Here is a 20,902-nt window from a genome sequence, read left to right as displayed (position 1 = left end):
CCCCTAAGCCTGACGGCGTCCGCAGGCTGCGGGGCAAATGAAAAGGGCGGCAACGGATGCCGCTGCCGCCCTTCTGGTTCGCTGACCTGCAGCTCAGGTCGGTCTCAGCGCCTTGGAATTGAGGTCGAGATCGTTGACCTCCTTGTTCCGCTCGGAATCGGCCGCCGCGCGGTGGTCGGTTGCCAGCACGACGTAGACTGCGGGCAGCACGAACAGCGTGAACAGCGTACCGATCGACATGCCGGCGACCACCACGAGGCCGATCGAGAAGCGGCTGGCCGCGCCCGCGCCGGACGCAGTCAGGAGCGGGATCAGGCCGGTCACCATCGCAGCCGTGGTCATCAGGATCGGCCGCAGACGAATGCGGGCCGACATCTCGATGGCCGAGCGGCGGTCGAGCCGCTCGTTGACCTGGAGCTCGTTGGCGAACTCCACCATCAGGATGCCGTGCTTGGTGATCAGCCCGACCAGGGTCAGCAGACCGACCTGGGTGTAGATGTTCATGGTCGCCATGCCAAAGAACAGCGGGATCAGCGCACCCACGATCGCCATCGGCACCGAGATCATGATCACGAACGGGTCACGCAGGCTCTCGAACTGCGCCGCCAGCACCAGGAAGATGATGATCAACGCAAAACCGAAGGTGATCGCAAGCTGGTTGCCCTCCTGCACGTATTGCCTGGAGTCCGCGAGATAATCGTGGCTGAAGCCGGCCGGCAGCTTCTTGGCCTCGCCTTCGAGGAAGTCGACCGCCGATCCGACCGTCACGCCGGGCATCGGCACAGCCGAGAACGTCGCCGAATTGAGCTGATTGTAATGCGTCAGCGAATTCGGATCAGTCTTGGTCCTGACCGAGACCACGGTCGACAGCGGGAGCTGCTGGCCCGTGTTGGTCGTCACATAATAGCCGCCGAGCGATTCCGGCGAGAGCCGGCTGCTGCGCGGCACCTGTGGGATCACCTGGTAGGACCGGCCCTCCAGATTGAAGCGGTTAATGTAGTTGCCACCGAGCAGCACCGCGAGCGTAGAGCCGAGGTTCTGCATGTTAACGCCGAGATCCTGCGCCTTGGTGCGGTCGATCGTGACCTCCACGTTCGGCTGGTTGTAGGCGAGGTCGCTGTCGGAGACGATGAACATGCCGCTCTTGCGCGCGGCGTCCTTCAGCTTCTCCATCTGCTCATAGACCGTCTGGAAGCCCGCGGTGGAATTGATCACCATCTGAACCGGCAGACCGCCGGGGCCACCCGGCAACGGCGGCAGGTTGAACGCGAAAGCCTGCACGCCCTCGATCTTGGAAAGCTCGGCCTGCACCAGCGGCTTCAACTGGATCGACGAGCGCTTGCGCTCGTCCCACGACTTCAGCAGCATGCCGGCGATGCCGCCCTGCGGGCCGTTGATGCCGTTCAGCACGAAGCGCAGATCGGTTTCGGGGAACTTCTGGAATTTCTCGTCGAGCTTCTCGCCGTAGAAATCGACATAATCGATGTTGGCGTATTTCGGCGCCTTGGTCACCGCGAACACGATGCCCTGGTCCTCCTCAGGCGCCAGCTCCTTCGAGGTGTGCATGTAGAGGAAGCCGACCAGCCCGAGGATCGTCACCGCGAACAGACCGGTGATCGCCTTGTAATCGAGCGAGCGGTCGAGCCTGCGCCCATACCAGCGCGTCAAAGCGCCGAACACCTTGTTGACCAGCTTGGCGAAGCGGCCCTCTTCGGTATTCTTGAGCAGAATAGAGCACATCATCGGCGACAGCGTCAGCGCGATCACACCTGACACGATCACCGAGCCCGCGAGCGTGAAGGCGAATTCGCGGAACAGCGAACCGGTCAGGCCGCCGAGGAAGCCGATCGGCGCGTACACCGCCGCGAGCGTGATGGTCATGGAGATGACCGGCCCAACGATTTCACGCGCGCCTTCCAGCGCCGACTGAACCGGCGTCTTCCCCTCCTCCAGATGGCGATGGATGTTCTCCACCACGACAATGGCGTCGTCGACCACGAGGCCGATCGCGAGCACCATCGCGAGCAGGGTCAGAAGGTTGAAGCTGAAACCCAACGCCAGCATCAAGGTGCAGACGCCGATCATCGACAGCGGAATGGTGACGACGGGAATGATGACCGAACGGAGCGAGGCCAGGAACAGGAAGATGACCACGATCACGATGATCACGGCTTCACCCAGCGTCTTCTCCACCTCGTCGATCGAAGACTGGATGAACTTGGTCGAGTCGTAGGCGACCTTCATCTTCATCGACGGCGGAAGATTGCGCTCGAGTTCGGGGAACAGCGCGCGCACGCCCTTGACCAGCGTCAGCGGGTTGCCCTGCGGCGTCGCGTTCACGCCAATGAAGATCGCATGCTCGCCATTGAAGGCGACGCTGGCATCCGTGCTTTGGGCGGCGAGTTCGACTGTGGCGATGTCCTCCATCCGCACAAAGCCGCCGTCCTTCGCCTTGACGATCATCTTCCTGAACTGGTTGACGTCAGTCAGGCTGGTGTTCGTCGAGATGTTGGAAACGATCAGATAGCCCTTGGTCTGCCCCGCTGCGGACTGGAAGTTGTTGGCGGCGATCGCGGCGGCGACATCGGCCGGCGACACGTTGCGGCCGGCCATTTTCATGGGATCGAGCCACAGCCGCATCGCAAAGGTCTGGCCGCCCAGAATGTCGGCCGAGGCCACGCCGTCGACCGTCGACAGCACCGGCTGCACCACACGCGTCAGATAGTCTGATATCGCCGAGCCCGACAGCTCCTCGGAGGAGAAGCCGAGATACATCACGGCCGTGGTCTGGCCGGTGGTCTTGGTGACGATCGGGTCGTTGGATTCCTTTGGAATCAGGTACTTGACCGAGTTGGTCTTGGCGAGCACCTCGGTGAGCGCCTGGTTCGGATCGAAGTTCAGCTTGATGTAGACCTGGATCGTCGAGGTGCCGAGCACCGAGGACGAGGTCATGTAGTCGACGCCTTCGGCCGAGGCGACCGCCTGCTCGATCGGCGTCGTGATGAAGCCCTGGATCAGGTCTGCGGACGCGCCGGGATAGACGGTCGTGATGTTGATGACCGTGTTCGACAGCTTCGGATATTGCCGGATCGGCAGCACCATCGCCGCGCGCAGGCCGATCAGCAGGATCAGCAGACTGACGACGACCGACAGGACCGGTCGCTTGATGAAAATATCGGTAAAGCGCATCGCGGCGATCTCGATTTCTTTGTCTCAAGAAAAGTGACCCGGCGAGGCCGGATCACCTGGATGTATTGGATCAGTAGCGCGGCGGCTGCGCCGGGATCTGCGGCGCCGGATCGGTCGAGATCGCAACTGGGGCGCCCGATTGCAGCTTGAGCTGGCCGACAGCGACGACCTTGTCGCCCACCTTCACGCCCTTGATGATTTCGACGCGACCGTCGACCCGGCTGCCGGTCTGCACGAACGTGCGCACTGCGGAGAGGCTGGTCTTGCCGTCCTCTTCCTTCTTCTCGGTGATCACGAACACGGAGTCGCCGTACAGCGTGTAATCGACCGCCGTTTCCGGCACGGTGATCACGGCCGGCTTCGCCGGCAGCACCACCGTCGTGGTCACGAACATGCCCGGCTTCAGGATCTTCTCCGGATTGGCGACCGTCGCCTGCACGCGGATGTTGCGGGTGTCGGCCGCGACCTGCGGCTCGATCGTGGTGATCTTGGCATCGAAGGTGCGGCCGGGGTAGGCGTCGACCTTGAGCCGGACCGGCTGGCCGACCTTGAGGTTGCCCGAGTCCTTTTCGGTCACCGTGAAGTTGGCCCACAGCTCCGACAGATCGGTCAGCGAGACGATCGCCGTGCCGGCCGTCAGGTACTGGCCGACTTCGACCTTGCGGACGCCGAGATCGCCGGAGAACGGCGCACGCACCAGCTTCTGCGAGATCACCGCCTCGGTCTTGGCGATGCCGGCCAGCGCCTGATCGTAGGCGGCCTGCGCGTTATCGACGGTCGCCTGCGGGCCGAACTGGCGCGATGCCAGCTGCTTGGCGCGGTCGAGCGAGAGCTGTGCGACGGTTGCCTGCGCCTTGTAGTTGGCGAGGTCGCCCTGCTCCGGCATGTCGAAGAACTGCACCAGTGGCGTGCCGGCATCGACATGCGTACCCGGCTCGAACTTGATCTCGGTGACGCGGCCGTTGACGTCGGCGCTGACGTCGACCTGGTGCACGGCGGCAAGGCCACCGACTGCGGTGAGCAAGTTCGGCACCACCTCGGACTTCGCCTCGGCCGCGCTGACTGCGGTCGGCGGCGGCTTGTTGTTGGCGAAGAACTGCTTGATCATCTGGCCGCGGAAGTAATTGAACCAGACGAGGCCGCCAACGAGCACGCCCAGGAGCGTGCCGACGATGATGAACCACAGCACCGGCCTGACCGGACGCTTGGGAGCCTTGGTGTCGATCGGTTCGCCCGAAATCTTGTGTTCGGTTACGATGTTCATGTCATGCGCTTTCTGCAATCGCCGTCTTGCCCGCATCCGCGGCCTGATCGCGGCCCAAATGCGAAGCAATTGCGGCGTCGTTAAGTCCGATACCCCTCAGGAGAAACTCACAGAGCTGCCGCTCCAGATCGTTCGCCTTGCCGTAGACGAGGCAGGGCGTGGCCGGCAGCCTGGTCAGCGCAGCCATCATCACCGAATGATGCGCGAACCAGAACAGGTTGAGCGGATCGCCGCTGAACGGCCGCGCGTCACCGCTGGCAACCGCACGCTCGAGCGAGGCGAGGAAGACCGCCCCGATCAGCTTCTCGATCTTGGCATATAGCAGACGGGCGAATTCGCCGTCATCCAGATGGCTGGTGGCCATCAGTCGCAGGCGCTGCGCCTCTTCCTGATCAGGCCCGTCGGCGATGTGGAGAAAATGCTGGACCATGCCGCGGATCAACTCGACCAGCGTGGCCGTCGAAGGCTCCCGCTCGAGCAGGTCCGTCAGTGCCGGATCGGCTTCGCACTCGTCGCTGAGGATCTCGGCGTAGAGCGCCGCCTTGGACGGAAAATGCTTGAACAGCAGCGCCTCGGAAATGGCTGCGGCGGCCGCCACGCTCTTGGTCGTGGTGCCGGTATAGCCGTGTCGGGCAAAGCAGCGTTTTGCGGCACCGAGGATCAATTGACGCCTCAGGTCGCTCGTCATTCGCAGTGAGCTCATGTTAGTGAGTAAGCACTCACCCACGCAAAAGTCAAGCAGAATGCTGCGGCGCAACCTACGTGGGTACAAACTTGTTGGAAAATGGCCACACTTCCGCGCCCGGAGGGCCCGGGACGTTGCTCAGGACGGAGCCAAGTGGGGCTAGATCGGCTGGAAGCCGAGATCGCCACGGATCCGGTTGACGATGTAAGTGCCGTCCCGGACTGGGAGAATCTGTTCCAGGCTGGCGCTGTCGATCTTCACATTGGCAAATCGCGGCCCCGCCGAGATGTCGTGGACTACTTTGGCGAAGGCCTCGACCTCGGCCATGGTCGAGATCGCGCGGGCGTCCCCGATGCCGCAGGCCCTGGCGACGCCGACGAGGTCGGCGGCCGCGGAGGTGTGGCTGGTCTGGCCGCCGGTCTCGCCATAGGCCTCGTTGTCGAGCACCACGATCGAGAGGTTGGACGGCTTCTGCAGGCCGATGGTGGCAAGGCTCCCCATCCCCATCAGCATCTCGCCGTCGCCGGTGATGACCAGCACCGGCAGTTTTGGTTGCGCCAGCGCCAGACCAAGCCCGATCATCGCCGCGCCGCCCATGCCGCCCCAGAGGTAGAAGTTGCGCGCGTGGTCGCCGGCGGCACACATGTCGTTGGTGGAGGCCCCGAGGCCGCCGATCGCAACCACGTCCTTGCGGTTCGCAAGCAGGGTAGACACCACCTGGCGGCGGTCGAGGAGATTGGCCTTGCTCATTTGGTGAAAACCTTGGCGCCGATCAGGCGCTGCGACAGCAGGACGGCGGTGGGCGTGAGCGCGTTGTAGGCCTGCGCTGCGGCCGCCTCCAGCACGGCCGGCACCTCGGCCGCATTGGACGCGCGCAGCACCTGGACGCCCGAGAGTTCGAACACGCCCTGCGTGGTCGATCCCATCGGCACCTGCCATGGATTGAACTCGCCCCACTCGCCGCGCATGGTCACGAGCGTGAGGAACGGAAAGCGCAGGATCGGGATCATCGACAGCATGTTGATGCAATTGCCGACGCCGCTCGACTGCATCAGAAGCACGCCACGCTGTCCGCCGGTCCAGGCCCCGGCCAGGAGCGCGACGCCCTCCTCCTCCGTCGTCAGCGGAATGCCGCGCATCGTGGATGAGGCCAGCACGCGCTGGATCAGCTTCGAATGGCCGGCGTCGGGCAGGTAAGGCACCTGCCGCACGTCGAAGCGTTGCAATGTCGCGAAGATATCGTCGGGCCAATTCGGGGCCGTGTCGGCAGCGTCAGCGCGGGCGTGCATTTTCCTGTCCGGTCGGCTTGCAAATCACGACACGACTGTAGACGGTGAGCCGAGCCGCTCGAAAGAGCGAAAACAGCATATCGGTCTCAACCGGCGAGTATGGCGGCGATGAACGCAAGTGCGAAAGAACTGGCGGCCAATTTCGATCTGGAGAAGCTGACACCCGAATTCTACGACGATCCCTACCCGACTTATCGTGCACTGCGGGAAAACGAGCCGGTCAAGCGCCTCCCCAACGGCACTGTGTTCCTGACCCGCTATGACGATCTCGTCACCGCCTACAAGAACACAAAGTCGTTCAGTTCGGACAAGAAGCGGGAGTTCGCGCCGAAATACGGCGACACCCCGCTCTACGAGCACCACACCACGAGCCTCGTCTTCAACGACCCGCCCGCCCACACCCGCGTGCGCCGCCTGATCATGGGCGCGCTGTCGCCGCGAGCGATCGCAGGGATGGAGCCTGATATCGTCAAGCTGGTCGACGGCCTGCTCGATGCCATCGCCGCCAAGGGGGCTTGCGAGCTGATCGACGACTTCGCCGCGTCGATCCCCATCGAAGTGATCGGCAATCTGCTCGACGTTCCCCACGACGAACGCGAGCCGCTGCGCGACTGGTCGCTTGCGATCCTCGGTGCACTCGAGCCGGTGGTGTCGCCCGAAGTGGCTGCGCGCGGCAACAAGGCGGTGAAGGACTTCCTCGCCTATCTCGAAACCCTGGTCGCGCGCAGGCGCCAAAAGCCGGGCAATCCCGAGCGTGACGTGCTGACGCGCCTGATCCAGGGAGAAGGCAGCGGCGAGGAGAACGGCGAGCGGCTGACCGAGAAGGAGCTGCTGCACAACTGCATCTTCCTGCTCAACGCCGGGCACGAGACCACCACCAATCTGATCGGCAACGGCCTCGTCGCGTTGCACCGGAATCCGGACCAGAAGCAGCGGCTGATCGAAAACTCCGACATGATCAAGACTGCCGTCGAGGAGATGCTGCGCTACGAGAGCTCGAACCAGCTCGGCAACCGCATGACGACAGAGAAGATCGAGCTCGGCGGCGTCATGCTCGACGCCGGCACGTCGGTGACGCTGTGCATCGGGGCGGCCAACCGCGATCCCGCCCAGTTTCTGGAGCCCGAACGCTTCGACATCGCGCGCGCGCCGAACCGGCATCTCGCCTTCGCCACCGGCGCGCATCAATGCGCCGGCATGGCGCTGGCGCGGCTCGAAGGCGCGATCGCGATCTCGCGTTTCCTGGCGCGCTTCCCGAACTATGCCGTGAGCGGCCATCCGGTGCGGGGCGGACGGGTGCGGTTCCGCGGCTTCCTGAGCGTGCCCTGCGCGATCGGCTGAGGGCCTAAAACAAAAATGTCGAAAACAACCCCATGCACAGTAGCGGAGGTTGGCGGAAGATTGCCTCTGTGGATCCGCATAACCATTTGACGAGGGGAGGCAAATCAGCGGCGTCGCGCACCTCGCCGATGCCAGGATCAATTTGAGCGCGGTGCAGTCGGTTGACGCCGGCACGCAGCAATGGAGTGACGAAAGATGAGCTCGTCCGTCATTGATTTCCTCGCAACAGAAGCGCGCTTTGGCGCCCGTAATTACGAACCGATCGGGGTCGTCCTGTCGCGCGGCGAAGGTGTCTGGGTCTGGGATACCGACGGCAACCGTTATCTCGATTGCCTCTCGGCCTATTCCGCGGTCAGCCAGGGCCATTGCCACCCCAAGATCCTAGCGGCGATGGTGGAACAGGCACACCGTCTGACGCTGACCTCACGCGCCTTCCACAACGACCAGCTCGCCCCGTTCTACGAAGAGATCGCGGCGCTGACTGGCTCCCACAAGGTGCTGCCGATGAACAGCGGCGCCGAGGCGGTCGAAAGCGCGATCAAGTCGGTGCGCAAATGGGGCTACGAGGTGAAGGGCGTGCCGGACGGCCAGGCCGAGATCATCGTCTGCGCCGATAATTTCCACGGACGCACGCTGGGCGTCATCGGCTTTTCAACAGACCCTGAGACCCGCACACACTTTGGACCGTTCGCGCCGGGCTTCAAGATCATCCCGTTCGGCGACGCCGCAGCGCTCGAAGCAGCGATCACGCAAAACACCGTCGCCTTTCTGGTCGAGCCGATCCAGGGCGAAGCCGGTGTCATCATTCCACCAGTCGGCTATTTCGCCAGGGTGCGGGAGCTCTGCACGGCCAACAACGTCATGCTGGTGCTCGACGAGATCCAGACCGGGCTCGGCCGCACCGGCAAGCTGCTCGCCGAACAACACGAGGGAATCGAGGCGGACGTGACCCTGCTCGGCAAAGCCTTGTCCGGTGGCTTCTATCCGGTGTCGGCCGTGCTCTCGAACAACGAGGTGCTCGGGACATTGAGGCCCGGACAGCATGGCTCAACCTTCGGCGGCAACCCGCTTGCCTGCGCGGTGGCGCGCGCGGCGATGCGCGTGCTGGTCGAGGAAGGCATGATCGAGAACGCGGCCAGGCTGGGCGCGCGCCTTCTGGAAGGCTTGAAGGACATTCGCGCCAACACGATCCGCGACGTACGCGGGCGCGGCCTGATGCTGGCGGTCGAGCTGCATCCAGAGGCCGGCCCCGCGCGCCGCTACTGCGAGGCGCTCCAGGGCAAGGGTATCCTCGCCAAGGACACCCATGGGCACACGATCCGCATCGCCCCGCCGCTGGTGATCACCAGCGATGAGGTCGACTGGGCGCTGGAGCAGTTCGCTGCCACCCTGACGCAGGATTTCGCCTGAACTCTGCCTGCGTCGGAAGACCGCAAGGCCGCTGGCAGTCAACAACGAACGATTTCGCCACCTGCGCGTTGAACGGTTCCGGGCGACTGGGACGAGCGTGGAGTTGCGATCATGCTTCCGCGTGCCGTGTGCCTTTCGGCGTTTTTGGTCGGTGTGTCGATGCTCACGGCGAGCGTCGGTGCGTCCGCCCAGGACCATCATGGCCGGGGTGGGCCGCCGGGAGCGGCTGCCCGACCGGCAGCGCCGCCTGCGATGGCCCGACCGGCGGCACCACCTGCGATGGCGCGTCCCGCTGCGCCGGCATTTCATCCTCCGGCCATGCCGCAGCGACCGGCCATGGCGCCGAATCCGGCGCCTCGCATGGCCTCACCGCCACTGCGCCCGGCCCCGCACTTCGCTGCACCGCCACCGCGAGCTGCCCCGCACGTGGCGGCACCGCGACCTGAATTCCACCGCGCTCCGGCAGCTCCGCAACGTCCGGCGATGGCACCGCCGCCGACGCCGCATATTGCCGCCCCCTCACACCCCAGCGCGCCGCCGGCCGTGAGCGAGCGGCCGGAACGGCCGCGCGAGACGCTGTCGCGCCAAGCCTCGGAACGCCAGGGCCGCATCGACCACTTGCAACAGCGTGTGCAGACATTGCAGTCGCAAAAGCCGGAAGGCGCGAGAGCGCAACGCGAGCAACAGCGGTTGCTGCAGTCGCAAAATAGGCTGCTGGAGCGCGAGCAACGCGTACAACAGCGTGAGCAGCACGTCGAGCAGCGACAGCGCGAGATGCTGTCGCGCCAGACCGCGGAGCGCCAGACCCGCATCGATCGCCTCCAGCAGCGTGTTCAGACGTTGCAGTCGCAAAAGCCGGACGGCGCACGCGCGCAACGCGCACAAGAACGCGCACTGACGGCGCAGAACCGTCTGCTGCAGCATGAGCAACGGGCGCAGCAAAGCGATCTGGCGCGCCAGCAGAGGCTGGGGCTGCAGGCCCCCGCTGCAACAGCCGCAGCGGCGGCCGCCGCGCGCGGGCGGTTTGCCGCGCACTTCCGCGAGCGGGCGACTGCGCAAACCCAGGCGGCCCTCGTCACCCGCCACAGCGGCTGGGCTCCCCGGAAGGCCTGGCGACACCGCCATCCCGCGGTGTTCGTGGCATGGCTTGGGCCCGTGTTCTGGCCTTACGCCTATTCCGACATTTTTGACTACACGTTCTGGTCCTATGCCTACGAGCCCGGCTATTGGGCGTACGCGTATGACGACTTCGTCGACACCGTGTTCTGGGGCGATGACAGCCCCTATTCCGCCTATGCCAGCACCAACCCGAATGACTATCCGCAAGCCGGCGGCGGCACCCGCGCGCGCCAGCGCGCCAGCGTGAGCCCGCAAACGCTGCAGCAATTGTGCGGCACGCCGGACAAGGGCGTCACCGCTTGGCCGCTTGACGATATCACGCGGGCGGTGCGGCCGACGGCGGAGCAACGCGCGCTGCTCGACGCGTTGAAGACCGCGGCGGCCAACGCCGCCGGTGTGTTCAAGGACTCCTGTGCGGAGACTTATGCACTGACGCCGCTTGGCCGCTTGCGGGCGATGATGAACCGCGTCAGCGCGACACTGGATGCGGTCAAGATCGTGCGACCGGCACTGGAGACTTTTTACAACTCGCTCAGTGACGAGCAGCAGGCCCGCTTCAACGCGCTCGGCCCCAACATCGGCGACCGCTCGCCTCGGCAGCAGGAAGCCAGTGCCCAGGAAGCCAGTCCCGAAGGCTGCGGTGATCCGAAGTCCGGCCTGACCCAGTTGCCGATCCAGAGGATCGAGGCTGTGCTCCACCCCGCGGGCAAGCAGAAGGAAGCGCTCGACCGCCTCAGCGAAGCGACGGCGAAGGGCGTTGAGGGCCTACAGGCGGCCTGTCCGAACGATGTACCGCTGACGCCGGTTGGACGACTGGAGGCGATGCAGCACCGGCTCGAAGCCATGCTTCAGGCCGCCAAGCTGGTCGAGCCCGCCCTGGACGAGTTCTATGCCACGCTGAGCAGCGAGCAGAAGGCGCGCTTCAACACGCTGCAACAGCTCGCAGGCCCGTGACGGCAGCGTCGCATTCTCTCGTTGCAATTCGAGCAGCGGCCGAGCGACGCGGGGTGCCATCATCGCCCTGCTCCACGGTTCGACCAGAACATGCGTGTCCGGGCCGCTTCTCTGTGCGAGAAGTGCGGTGGCACGGAATGCAAACACCGCCTCGTCTTGACCTCACGCGACGGAAATCGTCTTCGGTCCAGCGTCATTCGCGGTTGGGATCGCTTGAGGCCGCTCTTTCTCATCCGAGCTGATGGCGCTGCATTGCTGGGAGTGAGCAGACAACTCAAGATCGGCCAGGTGGTCCCAGTATTCTGCTTCTGCGAGCAGCTTCCATTTGTTCATGCTGTTGTACGCGGCCTGTTGGCGGCACAGCGAACCCATCGCACGCAAGCGCTGCACTCTCTCCACTGCCTCCACTGCGAACCTCCCTTCGCGCCAGCTTGTTTACAAGCGCATTTATGTTGTCACAATTTCGCAGATTGAATTGCCGAGTGATAGTCCGGTGTTTGACGGTCAATCGATGATAGCGCAATCGTCTGACTTTTCACCGACGTAAGCAGCTCCAGCCCTGAGAGCTAGTCGAGCTCTCAGCGCCGCGGCACCTTCGGCCAGCGCTGTACCTAGGCGCGCAACAAGGCTCGCGTCGGACGACGGGTTCCCACGTCGCGGGTGCATTCCATTTCAGGACTGAAATCTTAATTGTCAGCGGCCTTCCCGGGATAGTGGTTAGCTGGCGATTAGACCGGGCCGGACAAGGTTTGATCCCGAAACTATTTTGGCCCGGCACATTGGACTGCAAGACCGCCTTCGGGCGGTCTTTCCTTATCGCCGTAATAGAACTGGCCTGGGGCTGGAACACGCCGGGGCCTCCGGCAAAAGTCGCTAGCGTTGCCCCGCCGATCACAACAATGGCCCCGACGATTGCACGTCGGGGCCATCCAAGATCATCAGGCGTGGGTACATCCGCCGTGCCTGCCGATCGTTGATGCCACTCATTACCGCATCCGATCTGGCGCAGACCGTGGCGAGGCTGCGGCATCGGGATGATATCATTCTGCCTGAAAGCTGACGGCTGTCCACCTCTCGTTGGTGGTACTCCAACCGGCTCGCTGAAGCGCTCGAGCCCGCCGCTTCGGTGCCGTCAAGCGGAAGACGCGCTTCAACACGCTGCAACAGGTCGCGCGCCCGTAAGGACGGCGCTGGTGGGAACTACACCACCGTCCTGTGCCGCTCGATGCAGGCGCGCAGCACCTCGTCCATCGGTTTGCCCCACCAGTCGTTGGAGAAGATCTCGATCTCCGAATAACCGGCATAGCCTTGCGCTTCGACAGCGGCGCGCGCCGATTTGATGTCGATCACGCCGTCGCCCATCATGCCGCGGTCGTTGAGGATGTCCCTGGTCGGCACCAGCCAGTCGCAGACATGGAACGCGAGCAGGCGGTCTCGGCCGGCGCGCGCGATCTGGGCCATCAGCTCCGGATCCCACCAGATGTGATAGACGTCAAGCGCGACGCCGAGCATGCCGCTGCGGCCGGGGTCGAGCCGCTCGCAGATGTCGAGCGCCTGTTTCGTCGTGTTCACGCAGGCACGGTCAGCGGCATAGGCCGGATGCAAGGGCTCGATCGCCAGCGGCAGCTTTGCCTGTCTGGCATAGTCGAGCATCTCGGCGAGAGCCTCCTCGACCTGATCGCGCGCGGCGACGATGTCCTTGGACGCCTCACTGCCCGGCCGCGAATATTGCGGCAGACCGCCAACGACGAGAACGATGCAGGGCGCGCCCAGCGCCTTGGCCTCATCCACGCAGCGGCGATTGTCGTCGCGCACTTCCCCCCGGCGCGATGCGTCCGAGGTGAACATGCCGCCGCGGCAATAGCCCGACAGCTCGAGGCCGGCGTCGCGCACCGCGCGTGCGGCGCGGTCGAGACCGACGGCAGCGACCTGATCGCGCCAGGGGTCGATGGCGCGGATGCCATGCTTCGCACAGGCCTCGATGATCTCGACGAGGTCAGCCTGCTTGCGGACCGTCGCCGTGTTGAGTGACAGCCAGCGATGGTCGGACGAGAAATCGCGCATCAGTCTTCCAGTCCGTGCGAGGCCAGCACGGTCTTCATCCGCCGTGTCGCCAGTTCCGGATTGGCGAGCAGGCCGGCCTGATCGGCCAACCGGAACAGCTCGGCCAGATGCAGCATCGAGCGCGCGCTCTCCTGTCCCCCGACCATGGTGAAATGATCCTGGTGGCCATTGAGATACGCCATGAAGACGACGCCGGTCTTGTAGAAGCGCGTCGGCGCCTTGAAGATGTGGCGCGACAGCGGCACCGTCGGGCCCAGCACGTCGTGGAAGCCGGCCTCGTCGCCTGCCGCGAGCCGCGACAGCGCGTAGGACGCTGCAGGCGCGATGGCATCGAAGATACCGAGCAGTGCGTGCGAAAAGCCTTGGCTATCGCCGGCGATCAGCTCCGCGTAATTGAAGTCATCGCCGGTATACATCTTGATGCGCTTGTCGAGGCGGCGGCGCATGTCGATCTCGCGCTGCTTGTCGAGCAGTGAGACCTTGACGCCATCGACCTTGGCGGCGTTGTTGTTAATGATGGCCACCGCAACGTCCATCGCCTTGTCGAGGTCCTTGGTGCCCCAATATCCGGCCAGAGCGGGATCGAACATATCGCCGAGCCAGTGGATGATCACGGGCTCGCGGACCTGCGACAGCACGCGGTTATAGACCTTGGCGTAATCGTCGGCGCTGCGGCCGAGTTTTGCGAGAGCGCGCGACGCCATCAGGATGATGCGGCCGCTGACCTTCTCGACGGCCGAGAGCTGCTCCTCATAGGCGCGGATCACATCGTCAAGGCTCTTGGCGTCCTCGACCGCAAGATGATCCGTGCCCGCGCCGGAGAACACCAGCGCGTTGCGCCGCTTGGCGGCGGCGACCGAGCGTGTGATCAGCTCCAGCGAGGTCGGCCAGTCCAGCCCCATCCCGCGCTGCGCGGTGTCCATGGCTTCGGCCACGCCGAGGCCGAGGTCCCAGACGTGCTCGCGGAAGGCGATGGTCTTGTCCCAGTCGACGGTAGCCGAAAGCCAGGGATCGTTGTCCGCGAAGGGATCGACGACCGTATGCACGGCCGAGAACGCGATGCGGTTCAAAGGTCCTTCGAGCTTCGCGGGGAACGTTCGCGACGCCGCGAGCCGGTAGGTCTCGATCGAACGATCCGCCTTCGGCAGCTTCAGCGACAATGACGACATCGGCTGGACGGGCTTGTTCATGGGTCCCTCCTCAGGCCTTGATCGGGGCGACGTCGATCCAGCGACGCTCCTTCCAGCTCTTCAGCGCGCATTCGGCGAGCTGCACGCCCTTGACGCCTTCGAGCAGCGTGAACTTGTAGGGCGCGTCCTCGTAGACGTGGCGGATGAACATCTCCCACTGCTCCTTGAAGCCGTTGTCGTAGGTGACGTTGTCAGGCAGCTTCTGCCAATCGCCGTAGAAATCGTGCAGCCGCTTCTCGTCGGGATTCCACACCGGCCGGGGCGTTGCCTGCCGAGTCTGGATCATGCAGTCGGTGAGTCCTGCGACCGCCGAGCCGTGTGTGCCGTCGACCTGGAAGGTGACGAGGTCGTCGCGATAGACGCGCGTCACCCAGGACATGTTGATGTGGGCGATGACGCCGCCCTCGAGCTGGAAGGTCGCGTAGGCGGAATCATCCGCGGTCGCCTTGTACTTCTTGCCCTGCTCGTCAAAACGCTCGGGGATGTCGGTGTTGCCGATGCAGACCACGCTCTGGACGTTGCCGAACAGGTTGTCGAGCACGTAGCGCCAGTGGCAGACCATGTCGAGGATGATGCCGCCGCCGTCCTCGTCGCGGTAGTTCCAGGACGGTCGCTGCGCCTCCTGCCAACCGCCTTCGAACACCCAATAGCCGAATTCGCCGCGCACCGAGAGGATGCGGCCGAAGAAGCCGGAGTCACGCAGGAAGGCGATCTTCTTCAGGCCGGGCAGAAACAGCTTGTCTTGCACCGTGCCATGCTTGACGCCCTTTGCGTTGGCGAGCTTGACGACCTCGAGCGCCTCCTCGAAATTCGTCGCAATCGGCTTCTCGCAATAGACGTGCTTGCCGGCATTGATCGCCTGGGTCAGCAGGCCGGGGCGGGCCTGCGTGGTCGCTGCGTCGAAGAACATGGTGTCGTTATTGTCGGCGAGCGCCGCATCGAGGTCGGTGGTCCAGCGCGTGATGTTGTAGCGCTTGGCGAGGGCTTCGACCTTGTCGGCGCTGCGGCCAACCAGGATCGGATCGGGCATCACGCGGTCGCCGTTCTTCAGCCGAACGCCGCCCTGCTCGCGGATCGCGACGATCGAACGGATGAGATGCTGGTTGAGCCCCATGCGGCCGGTGACGCCGTTCATGATGAGGCCGAGGCGTTGGGTGGTCATGCCAATTACTCCCAAGGTGATTTTGGCTGTTCGAGCGGGGTGAGCGCCGACCAGTCCGGATGGACCGACGTCGCAAAGCCCGTTGTGGCGAGCGATCCCGTCAGGAGATCGCCGTTGTGAATGGAGAGCCGGACGCCCTGCCCGACGTCGGCATAGAGATCGGGATGCGCGTCCGCGAAGGCCGCAGCTTCAGCGGCGGGCGTCTCGCCGAAGCCGTCGACATAGTGATGGCCGTTGCGCTCGGCATGGGTCACGCCGATGAAGGCACCGAGCGCGAGATCCTGCTGAACGGCAAGGCCCGCCTGGCAGGTCAGGTCCTCGCCGGTCACGAAGAACCGCGCGCCGCCCGCGCTCCATTTCGCCGCGCGCGTCGCGTTGACGATGGACTTATAGAGGCCCTTGCAGGACTTCGTGGAGATGCCGCAATAACCGAGCGCCCGCGCCGCCGGGAAGGCGTCGTAGGAATCGTCGGCCTCGTCGATGATGAAGCCGTGCGCGGCGAGCAAGCCGAGCGGCGACTGCCGCGTGATATCGCGCGGCATTGGCTGTTCGACATAGAGCAGCCGTGACGCGATCGACCGCAACGCGGCATCATGGTCGAGCCGGTCGGTCAGCGCATGCAGTGCCGAGAGATCGGCATACTGCTCGTTGGCGTCAAGCGTCACCTTGTAGTCACGCCGCAGCGTATCGAGCTCCTTGCCAATACGCGTCAACCGCGCTGCATCAGCCGCGAAATCCCCTGATAGCTTCAGCCTGAAGTAATTAGCACCGGCGTTCTCGCGCGCATCGGCAACACCGCCCTCACCTTCGACGGTATCGTCGAGGCCCACGGTGTGCCTGATGGCAACGCGCGGCAGCGGCTCTCGGCCCGCGAGAAACTGCGCGATATCCGTTTCCTTCAGGTCAGGAGAAAGTCGCGCATCGATGCCCGCGACGTTGCCGGCCATCCCGTCGAAGAAGTTGGTGTCCATGGCACGCAGCAGTGCGTCGAGGATCGCCTTGTCGATTTCCGCGGGGCCATAAGCCGCCGCAAGCGCCGGAATATTCTTTTTCGCGCAAGTCGCGACCTGCGCGCCGATGCACGAGGCATGCAGATCGAACGCCGTCAGAAATCCAGTCCGCGCCAGATAAAGGCCGCGCGCGATCTCGAGCGAGCGGCGCAGGCCGTCGACCGTCTGCGCCGGCGATAGCTCCGGTCGCTTGTCGAACCATTTGGGCACCAGCAACTCGGCGCTGGCGCCGACCACCGTCCCCCTGCCCTCGACCTCGATCTCGACCCGCACGAACAGCTGCGGCGTCGCGTTGATGGTGATCGCGCCAAAGCGGAACGGCCGCGCAAAATGCACGGGACGTTCAAAGAACGCGATGTCTCGCAGCTTCAGGCGCGGCGCCATGACTTTAATCCAGCGAACCTTGCGAGAAAAAATGCTTGCGGATGCGTTGCACGAGCTCGGTGAAGACAGGATCGGCCATCACATCGAGCGACCGCGGGCGCGGCAGCGGCACGTCGTAGATCGCAGCGATCGCACCGGGACGCTCGGTCATGACCAGCACGCGGTCGGCGAGGAACACGGCCTCGGGAATCGAATGCGTGATCAGGAGCACCGTCTTCCTGGTCTCGCGCTGGATCCGCATCAACTCGACATTCATGCGCTCGCGCGTCAGCGCATCGAGCGCGCCGAACGGCTCGTCCATCAGCATGATCTTGGGATCGTGCACCAGCGCACGGCAGATCGAGGCGCGCTGCTGCATGCCGCCCGAGAGCTGCCAGGGCAGCTTCTTCTCGAAACCTTCGAGGCCGACCAGCTTCAACAGCGCCTTGGCGCGATCGAGATAGTGTTGTCGCGGCAGCCGCTTCATGTCGATCGGCAGCATCACGTTCGCGAGGATGTTGCGCCAGGGCAGCAGCAGCGCGTTCTGGAAGACGATGCCGACATTGCCGTGCGGCTTCGTGACCTTCTCGCCCTCGACCAGGACCTCACCTGATGTCGGCGGCAGCAACCCCGAGATCAGTTTGAGCAGCGTGGACTTGCCGCAGCCGCTTGGGCCGACCACGACGAAGAACTCGCCGTCGTTGATGTGGAAATCGAGCGGACGCAGCGACGGCACGTCGCCGTCGCGCGTCCGGTAGGTCTTCGACACGCCGGACAGTTTGATGCCCGACGCATCGCCGGCAGCCCGGTCGCTCACCAGTCTCAGATGCGCGGCCTGCTGCACGGTTTCGCTCACGGCTGCGGCTTGCTTCACGATCCGCTCTTCGGCAGATAATCGTTGGTGTAGAAGGCCTTCGGGTTCTCCTTGGCCTTGGCATCCAATCCGCCATATTCGACCATCAGATTGACGGAGTCCGTCATGTTCTGGTCGGTGACCTGGAACGGCCGCTTGCTCTTGGTCTCCGCGGTCCGGTAGAGCGGGATGGTCAGCTCAAAGCCCTGCGTCAACGTGTCGATCTTGCCGCCCTTGGGGTTGGCATCAAGGATCGATTGCGCAGCCGCCTTCGGCTCCTTCTCGGCGGCTTCAACCGCCTTGGTCGTCGCCGACATGAAGCGGCGGACGAGGTCGGCATTGGCCTTCACATAGTCGGCGTTGGCGATGATGCCGGAGGAGACCATGTTGATGCCGTAGTCGGCGAACTTGATCGGGAACACGTCCTTTCCGGTAGCGTCCTTGATCTTCATCGACTGGTCCATGACGTAGCCGAGCAGCAGATCAGCCTGGCCGTTGATGACGGCGTTGAGCTTGGTCTGGCCGTCGCCGGCGACCGTCTGGAAATCGCTCTCCTTCAGGCCGGTCTTCTTCAGGAACAGCGGCCAGATCTGGGTCATGGAATCGGCCGGTGTGATCGCCACCGTCTTGCCCTTGATGTCCTCAGGCTTCCTGATGTTCTTGTCGACGAAGCCCATGGCCGACATCGGGCTGGTCTGGAGCAGCACGCCGGTCGCGACGACGGGCGCGCCCTTGATCGCGGCGCGCATCATGGTGGGAACGTCGACATAGCCGAAGTCGGCGGTCTTGGCGGCGACGGCCTGCGTGGTCGCAGCCGAGCCGCGGCCTTCCTGGATCTCGAGGTCGATGCCCTCAGCCGCATAGATGCCCTTGGCCTTGCCGTAATAGAACGGCGCGTGCTCGCCATAGACGTACCAGTTCAGCATCAGCACGACCTTGTCGGCTGCTTGCGCGGGCATCGCCGCAAACACCATCAGCGCAGCCGAGACAGCTCCTATCCACCGCTTCATCGTTTCTCTCCCTTGCCCTTGTTGCGTCGGCCGCTGATGGCCGTTCGTTGCCTTAGTTTTTGTTACGAGGCGAAAATCACGTCCTCGCGCTGGCTGACATGCCAGGGAATGACCAGCTTCTCGATCCGGTCCACGATCCAGAACAGGATCACGCCGAGCAGCGCCAGGATCACCAGCGCTGCGAACATCGTCGGCAGATCGAACGTGCCGATCGAGCGCTGCATCACGTAGCCGATGCCGGAATTGGAGCCGACGAACTCGCCGACGACGGCGCCGACCACGGCCAGCGTCACCGACACTTTGAGGCCTGAGAAGATCGCCGGCAGCGCATGCGGCAGGTTCACCGCGAGGAAAACCCGGAACCGGCTGCCCTGCATGGCGCGGGCGAGGTCGACCATATCAGGATCGACCGACTTGAAGCCTTGCACGGCGGAGACCACCACCGGGAAGAAGCCGAGCAGGAACGCCGAAATCACTTTGGGAATGATGCCGAAGCCAAACCAGACTACGAACAGCGGCGCGATCGCGATCTTCGGCACGGATTGCGAGAACACCAGCAGCGGATAGACATAGCTCTCCACCGTCTTCGAGCCCGCGATCAGCATGGCGACGGGGATGCCGAACAGCGCCGACAGCAGGAAGCCGCAGACGGTCGCATAGGTGGTCGGCCAGGACTGGCGCAGCAGTTCCGGCCATTCGGTGCGCAGCACAGCGAGAACATCGCCCGGCGCCGGGATCTGATAGGCGGGGATCTTGAACAGGCGGATCGCAAGATCCCAGGCGACGACGATGAAGACCAGGAACAGGAACGGCCGGACCCAGGCCGCATTCAGCATCTTGGACACCGCACTCTGCGGCTTCACTTCAGCCACGTCTCACTCCCGGCATTCTTCTTCGTTCGGGGGAGAAATTAACTCGTTGGATAAATACTGTCCAGAGCTTTCCCTGTGACGTTTTGTGCCGGTTCCTGGCCTCCTCTCGTGTCCCGGACGCACTGCAGCGCCCTTGCGCTGCTGCACAAAGCCGGGACCCAGAGGCGCCGTTCTCCGCGGATATATGGGCCCCGGCTCTGCAGCGCACCGCTAAGGGGTGTTGCGCTGCGTCCGGGGCACGAGACCGCCCACAGGCTCACAAGTCGGGCGATGACAGCGGAGAACTTGGAAACAGCGGCCGATCGACGACCAGCGACAAAAGAGCACTAAACCGTCTGCGCCACCGCGCTGCGCGACTTCGGCGCTTTGGCGATCTCGAACAGCGCGGTCGATCGCCCCGTCAGCGCGGCCAGCACGAGGCCGACCATGTGCGAAAGCCGCTCGTCCTTGGCGTCCTTGGCCAGCAGATCGCGGCCGAAGATCACGCTCAACGTGGCCGAATTGGAGAGATAGAAGAAGCAGAGCCCCGCGATCGAGATGTAGAGCTGCACCGGATCGACCGCGACCTGGAAATCGCCGCTGTCGACGCCGCGCAGCACCACAGTGCGGATCATCTCGACGAAGGGCGAGTGCATCGACTTGACCTTGGTCGAGCGCTTGAGGTGCTTTGCGCGCGCGAGGTTCTCGGTCTGGAGCAGCGACAGGAATTCCGGGTTGCGCAGGAAGTAGTTCCAGGTGAACTCGATCAGCCGCCGTATCGCTTCGGGCGGATCGAGATGCTCGAGATCCAGCCCCCGCTCCTCGCTGCGGATCTTGTCATAGGCGCCTTCGAGCACCGCGAGATAGAGCTCGTCCTTGTTGCCGACGTGATAATAGAGCATGCGCTTGTTGGCGCCGGCCTTCGCCGCGATGCGGTCGACACGCGCGCCCGCGAGCCCGTGCGCCGAAAACTCCTGCTTGGCGGCTTCGAGAATGCGCAGCCGCATCCCCTCGGGGTCGCGCTGCCATTTCAGAGTTCGCTTTGCCGTTGCTTTCGCCAAACCGGGTGCCCGCTGGGTGTTTGTCCAGATCGCATTTATCACGCGCGCGGCCCGCCGCATAGTTTCGTCATTGCGAGCGCAGCGAAG

Annotated in this window: 18 protein-coding genes; 3 read left to right on the top strand and 15 right to left on the bottom strand. The window is 64.2% G+C overall.

Going from position 1 to position 20,902, the window contains the following annotated elements:
* Window positions 1-93 precede the first annotated feature (93 nt).
* The 5 genes from J4G43_RS16340 to J4G43_RS16320 form a co-directional block, all read right to left on the bottom strand.
* A complete protein-coding gene (locus J4G43_RS16340; RefSeq protein WP_071915899.1) occupies window positions 94-3,189 on the bottom strand; it encodes a MexW/MexI family multidrug efflux RND transporter permease subunit in 3,096 nt (1,031 codons plus the stop codon).
* Window positions 3,190-3,259: 70 nt separating this feature from the next.
* Complete coding sequence (locus tag J4G43_RS16335; protein WP_071915900.1) at window positions 3,260-4,453, bottom strand: efflux RND transporter periplasmic adaptor subunit; 1,194 nt, start codon at window positions 4,451-4,453, stop codon at window positions 3,260-3,262.
* Between the two features lies 1 nt (window position 4,454).
* On the bottom strand, window positions 4,455-5,156 hold the full coding sequence (locus J4G43_RS16330; protein ID WP_085404399.1) for a TetR/AcrR family transcriptional regulator: 702 nt from the start codon (window positions 5,154-5,156) through the stop codon (window positions 4,455-4,457).
* Between the two features lie 141 nt (window positions 5,157-5,297).
* Entirely contained in the window at window positions 5,298-5,888 is a 591-nt protein-coding gene (locus tag J4G43_RS16325) for a thiamine pyrophosphate-dependent enzyme (RefSeq protein ID WP_208085612.1), read from the bottom strand.
* Window positions 5,885-6,427 (bottom strand): phosphonopyruvate decarboxylase, encoded by a 543-nt coding sequence (locus J4G43_RS16320; RefSeq protein WP_208085608.1) that lies wholly within the window; start codon window positions 6,425-6,427, stop codon window positions 5,885-5,887. Before J4G43_RS16320 ends, J4G43_RS16325 begins: the two co-directional genes overlap by 4 nt.
* A 108-nt stretch (window positions 6,428-6,535) precedes the next feature.
* Between J4G43_RS16320 and J4G43_RS16315 the strand changes: the two genes are divergently transcribed.
* Both J4G43_RS16315 and rocD read left to right on the top strand, forming a co-directional pair.
* The gene (locus tag J4G43_RS16315; RefSeq protein WP_208085606.1) at window positions 6,536-7,768 is read left to right on the top strand and encodes a cytochrome P450; all 1,233 of its coding nucleotides are present in this window, start codon (window positions 6,536-6,538) and stop codon (window positions 7,766-7,768) included.
* Window positions 7,769-7,963: 195 nt separating this feature from the next.
* On the top strand, window positions 7,964-9,178 hold the full coding sequence (gene rocD / locus J4G43_RS16310; RefSeq protein ID WP_208085605.1) for an ornithine--oxo-acid transaminase: 1,215 nt from the start codon (window positions 7,964-7,966) through the stop codon (window positions 9,176-9,178).
* A 163-nt stretch (window positions 9,179-9,341) separates the two neighbouring features.
* Here the strand turns inward: rocD and J4G43_RS16305 are convergent, their stop codons facing one another.
* A complete protein-coding gene (locus tag J4G43_RS16305; RefSeq protein WP_225004929.1) occupies window positions 9,342-9,668 on the bottom strand; it encodes a hypothetical protein in 327 nt (108 codons plus the stop codon).
* On the opposite strand from J4G43_RS16305, the gene J4G43_RS16300 reads away from it, so the two are divergent.
* On the top strand, window positions 9,662-11,251 hold the full coding sequence (locus J4G43_RS16300) for a Spy/CpxP family protein refolding chaperone (RefSeq protein ID WP_208085603.1): 1,590 nt from the start codon (window positions 9,662-9,664) through the stop codon (window positions 11,249-11,251). The two genes, J4G43_RS16305 and J4G43_RS16300, sit on opposite strands and share 7 nt — an antisense overlap.
* Before the next feature lie 162 nt (window positions 11,252-11,413).
* Here the strand turns inward: J4G43_RS16300 and J4G43_RS16295 are convergent, their stop codons facing one another.
* From J4G43_RS16295 to J4G43_RS16255, 9 genes are all read right to left on the bottom strand, one after another.
* Window positions 11,414-11,641 (bottom strand): hypothetical protein, encoded by a 228-nt coding sequence (locus J4G43_RS16295; protein ID WP_321576331.1) that lies wholly within the window; start codon window positions 11,639-11,641, stop codon window positions 11,414-11,416.
* An 810-nt stretch (window positions 11,642-12,451) separates the two neighbouring features.
* Entirely contained in the window at window positions 12,452-13,315 is an 864-nt protein-coding gene (locus J4G43_RS16290; protein ID WP_208085598.1) for a sugar phosphate isomerase/epimerase family protein, read from the bottom strand.
* On the bottom strand, window positions 13,315-14,505 hold the full coding sequence (locus tag J4G43_RS16285) for a dihydrodipicolinate synthase family protein (protein WP_208085591.1): 1,191 nt from the start codon (window positions 14,503-14,505) through the stop codon (window positions 13,315-13,317). Before J4G43_RS16285 ends, J4G43_RS16290 begins: the two co-directional genes overlap by 1 nt.
* A gap of 10 nt (window positions 14,506-14,515) precedes the next feature.
* The gene (locus J4G43_RS16280; protein ID WP_208085589.1) at window positions 14,516-15,667 is read right to left on the bottom strand and encodes a Gfo/Idh/MocA family protein; all 1,152 of its coding nucleotides are present in this window, start codon (window positions 15,665-15,667) and stop codon (window positions 14,516-14,518) included.
* A 5-nt stretch (window positions 15,668-15,672) separates the two neighbouring features.
* On the bottom strand, window positions 15,673-17,061 hold the full coding sequence (locus tag J4G43_RS16275; protein ID WP_208085588.1) for an enolase-like domain-containing protein: 1,389 nt from the start codon (window positions 17,059-17,061) through the stop codon (window positions 15,673-15,675).
* A gap of 4 nt (window positions 17,062-17,065) precedes the next feature.
* Window positions 17,066-17,914 carry an ABC transporter ATP-binding protein gene (locus J4G43_RS16270; protein ID WP_166099344.1) on the bottom strand — a complete coding sequence of 283 codons (849 nt, stop codon included), beginning with the start codon at window positions 17,912-17,914 and terminating at the stop codon, window positions 17,066-17,068.
* Window positions 17,911-18,903, bottom strand: a complete 993-nt coding sequence (locus J4G43_RS16265) for an ABC transporter substrate-binding protein (protein ID WP_208085586.1) — start codon at window positions 18,901-18,903, stop codon at window positions 17,911-17,913. Before J4G43_RS16265 ends, J4G43_RS16270 begins: the two co-directional genes overlap by 4 nt.
* Window positions 18,904-18,965: 62 nt before the next feature.
* Complete coding sequence (locus tag J4G43_RS16260; RefSeq protein ID WP_208085579.1) at window positions 18,966-19,775, bottom strand: ABC transporter permease; 810 nt, start codon at window positions 19,773-19,775, stop codon at window positions 18,966-18,968.
* Window positions 19,776-20,101: 326 nt separating this feature from the next.
* Complete coding sequence (locus J4G43_RS16255) at window positions 20,102-20,761, bottom strand: TetR/AcrR family transcriptional regulator (protein ID WP_028157074.1); 660 nt, start codon at window positions 20,759-20,761, stop codon at window positions 20,102-20,104.
* Between the last annotated feature and the right edge of the window lie 141 nt (window positions 20,762-20,902).

It is taken from the genome of Bradyrhizobium barranii subsp. barranii, assembly GCF_017565645.3.
GTDB lineage: Bacteria > Pseudomonadota > Alphaproteobacteria > Rhizobiales > Xanthobacteraceae > Bradyrhizobium > Bradyrhizobium barranii.
Note: the sequence above shows the minus strand (reverse complement) of the source record. Positions and strands in the feature narration are given on the sequence as shown.

What these genes read in the sequence shown, in the direction of transcription:
- rocD (WP_208085605.1), top strand. Translation starts at nt 7,964, where the DNA reads ATGAGCTCGTCCGTCATTGATTTCCTCGCAACAGAAGCGCGCTTTGGC.
- J4G43_RS16320 (WP_208085608.1), bottom strand. Translation starts at nt 6,427, where the DNA reads ATGCACGCCCGCGCTGACGCTGCCGACACGGCCCCGAATTGGCCCGAC.
- J4G43_RS16315 (WP_208085606.1), top strand. Translation starts at nt 6,536, where the DNA reads ATGAACGCAAGTGCGAAAGAACTGGCGGCCAATTTCGATCTGGAGAAG.
- J4G43_RS16280 (WP_208085589.1), bottom strand. Translation starts at nt 15,667, where the DNA reads ATGACCACCCAACGCCTCGGCCTCATCATGAACGGCGTCACCGGCCGC.
- J4G43_RS16300 (WP_208085603.1), top strand. Translation starts at nt 9,662, where the DNA reads ATGGCACCGCCGCCGACGCCGCATATTGCCGCCCCCTCACACCCCAGC.
- J4G43_RS16325 (WP_208085612.1), bottom strand. Translation starts at nt 5,888, where the DNA reads ATGAGCAAGGCCAATCTCCTCGACCGCCGCCAGGTGGTGTCTACCCTG.
- J4G43_RS16330 (WP_085404399.1), bottom strand. Translation starts at nt 5,156, where the DNA reads ATGAGCTCACTGCGAATGACGAGCGACCTGAGGCGTCAATTGATCCTC.
- J4G43_RS16290 (WP_208085598.1), bottom strand. Translation starts at nt 13,315, where the DNA reads ATGCGCGATTTCTCGTCCGACCATCGCTGGCTGTCACTCAACACGGCG.
- J4G43_RS16255 (WP_028157074.1), bottom strand. Translation starts at nt 20,761, where the DNA reads ATGCGGCTGCGCATTCTCGAAGCCGCCAAGCAGGAGTTTTCGGCGCAC.
- J4G43_RS16285 (WP_208085591.1), bottom strand. Translation starts at nt 14,505, where the DNA reads ATGAACAAGCCCGTCCAGCCGATGTCGTCATTGTCGCTGAAGCTGCCG.
- J4G43_RS16340 (WP_071915899.1), bottom strand. Translation starts at nt 3,189, where the DNA reads ATGCGCTTTACCGATATTTTCATCAAGCGACCGGTCCTGTCGGTCGTC.
- J4G43_RS16335 (WP_071915900.1), bottom strand. Translation starts at nt 4,453, where the DNA reads ATGAACATCGTAACCGAACACAAGATTTCGGGCGAACCGATCGACACC.
- J4G43_RS16265 (WP_208085586.1), bottom strand. Translation starts at nt 18,903, where the DNA reads ATGAAGCGGTGGATAGGAGCTGTCTCGGCTGCGCTGATGGTGTTTGCG.
- J4G43_RS16275 (WP_208085588.1), bottom strand. Translation starts at nt 17,061, where the DNA reads ATGGCGCCGCGCCTGAAGCTGCGAGACATCGCGTTCTTTGAACGTCCC.